This is a genomic window from Pseudoalteromonas sp. SR45-5 (assembly GCF_014163565.1).
GTDB classification, from domain to species: domain Bacteria; phylum Pseudomonadota; class Gammaproteobacteria; order Enterobacterales; family Alteromonadaceae; genus Pseudoalteromonas; species Pseudoalteromonas distincta.
Genome location: NZ_JACJDN010000530.1, coordinates 1 through 2,795, shown reverse-complemented (window position 1 = coordinate 2,795; position 2,795 = coordinate 1). Strand labels below are relative to the sequence as shown.

Annotated in this window: 1 protein-coding gene; it reads right to left on the bottom strand. The window is 37.0% G+C overall.

Annotated elements, in window-relative coordinates:
• Positions 1 to 29: 29 nt before the first annotated feature.
• Positions 30 to 2,795: hybrid sensor histidine kinase/response regulator (locus H5072_RS16110; protein WP_182694095.1), on the bottom strand; the 2,766-nt coding region annotated here is incomplete at its 5' end.

Sequence of the window (2,795 nt, the reverse complement as noted above, 5' to 3'; positions counted from 1 at the left end):
GGGCTATTAAGCCCTTTTTTTATGTTTATTTATTCATTTAACTCATCTTCTTGCTCAGATGTTTTAATTTGTTCCTTTAAAAATTGAGCAGCTTTAGAGTATTCAATTTCCAGCTTATCTCTTAACTCTATTAATTCATCGGTTGTGAGTTCACCTTCTTTACATTTATCTTCAAATGCACTTGAAAGTTCTGCCACCGTTTGGGCACCAATTGTCTTGGAGATCGATTTTAATTGATGACACCCCTCAATAATCTCATTTAAATCGTTAACCATAACGCCGGAATTAATACTCTTAATTAAGCCTTGGCTTTGTTCTAAATACATTTTGAAAAAACGAATTTGCTTAGCGTCATCACCGTTTACATATTTGGCAACAGCTTCCATATCAATAGGTAGTGCCATAGTTTGATGAATAACTACATTTGGGTTTTGGCTTTGTTTATCGCTCCAACGTTTTAGAGTTTCTTCTAACGCGTTTAGCTCTATAGGTTTGGTAATGAAGTCGTTAATACCTACTGCTAAACAGCGCTCTTTTTCGCCTTTGAGTGCGTTTGCTGTTACTGCAATAATGTAAGGCTGTGCATCAATCGATTCTAATAACTCTGCTTCATTACGGATTTTTTCGACCATATCGTAACCCGACATTTTAGGCATGTGTAAGTCGGTTAAAATAAGTGAGTAATCACCTTTTCTCCACATATCTAGACCTTCTTCACCGTTGTTAGCTATTTCAACGCCAAAGCCCAGTATATGTAGTTGATCGGTGAGGACTTGTTGGTTTAGAAGGTTATCTTCAACAAGTAGAACCAGTTTGTTTGAATTACGTGCCTGCTCAACATTTAAATAGTTATTAAGTGTTTTGGTTTTTTTAATTTGCTTAGGTGTATGTAACCCTGCAGCCACCAATATAGAAAGCATAAAGTTAGATTTACATAGAGGAGAGGCATTAATATAAAAAATGTTTTTATGATTTATAGCTGCTTCATCAAGCTTACTTAGTACAACAACTTGTTGGTTATAATCCTCTAATGAATAAAATAAACGTCTTAGCAGCGCATTAGTTTTATCCATATTGTCTATGCCATCAGCTACCCAAATAATATCTTGTGAATGCTGGTGCTCTTCAATTTCTTCTTCTGTGTGTGCATAAATTATTTTAGCGCCCATGAACGATAAATAACGGTACATTGTTTTTTCACGTTCTAGGTGATTACTAACTACAACAATTTGCTTACCATTTAATGCACCTTTATGTGCGTACTTAATTTTACCCGATGTGCTAAACGGCAGCTCTACTGTAAACTCACTGCCAATTCCGGTATGACTAGTTACATGAATAGTACCTAGCATAAGCTCAGTTAAGCTTTTACAAATAGAAAGACCTAAACCGGTGCCACCATATTCTCGGGTAATTGAGTTTTCGGCCTGAATAAATGGATTAAATATTTCGCGAAGTTGCGTCTGCGACATGCCTTTACCGTTATCAGTTACGCAAAAGCGTAAGGTAAAGTGATCAGTCGTATTATGAACCACCTCTACTGATATTTTTACATGGCCTTGGGTTTTTTCATCAGTGCTAGTGAATTTAATTGCGTTGCTACATAGGTTATAAAGCACCTGACGTACACGCACACTATCACCGGTAAGGTTGACTGGAATATCTGGTGCTATTGCTAGTTCTAAATCAAGCTCACGTTTTTTAGCAACTGATGAGAGCACTCGAGCAACTTCTTCAATGGTATCGGTTACCGAAAATGGGATCGGGTCAATATTTAGCTTTCCAGCCTCAATTTTTGAAAAATCTAAGATATCATCCAAAATGCTCAATAACGAAAATGCTGATTCACGAATAATTGTACTTAAACGATGTTGAGCGCCATCAAGTTCGGTCTGGCGCAGTAAATCAATAGTGCCTATAACACCATTCATCGGTGTTCTTATTTCGTGGCTCATTGTGGCTAAAAAGGTCGTTTTGGTTTCGCTTGCTCGCTCTGCTTTTAATGTGGCTTGCTCAAGCGCTATAGTACGATTTTGCACTTCGGCTTCTAGGCCATTTTGTAATTTATAAAGCTCTTTTTGTGCGGCGTCATTCTCACTCATCGCAGTCTGTACTTTTTGTAGCAGTAAGTTAATGTTTTTTGCCACTACACCTAAACCAATATCAAGCTGCTCATCAACACTACTATTGTAATTAGCATTTTCGGTGATTGCCTGCAGCTCTTGTGTAAGAGTGTCAGTACTTTTTCGTAAGCGACTATTAATGTACATATTAAACATTAAAGTAAATATAAATAATGCAGCTACGCTTGCTATCGCAATAATGTAGGCAATAACTTGAGAGTTTTGAGCGCTTAAAGGAGCGGTTGGTAGGTTTTGCTTAATAATAAGCTCGCCAATAGGTTGATCGTTTAACAGCAGTAAGTGATGTAGGATGCCTTCTTCTACTAGATGCTTTTCAGTTTTAATTGAAGCGATAGCAGGTTTACTGCTGCTATATACCAACTGAGTATCTGATGTAGCATTGAAGCGATATAGAGTATATTCAAAGTCATCATCTAATAACGACGTTAAATCAAGTAACTGCCTTACTTTACCTTGACCATACATAGTTAATGCATCAACCATAGGTAAGTCTAATCTATCGGCAAGCGTTACAATATTAACAGATGATGCAGGTTGGGCTGTCTTAACTTCAGTTTGTGAATAAAATGAGTGGGCAATAATAGCAAGCGCTGTTACTGCAATATTTATGATTAAAAAAAGAGGTAATAAGCCTTTGACTGGCGATGAAAA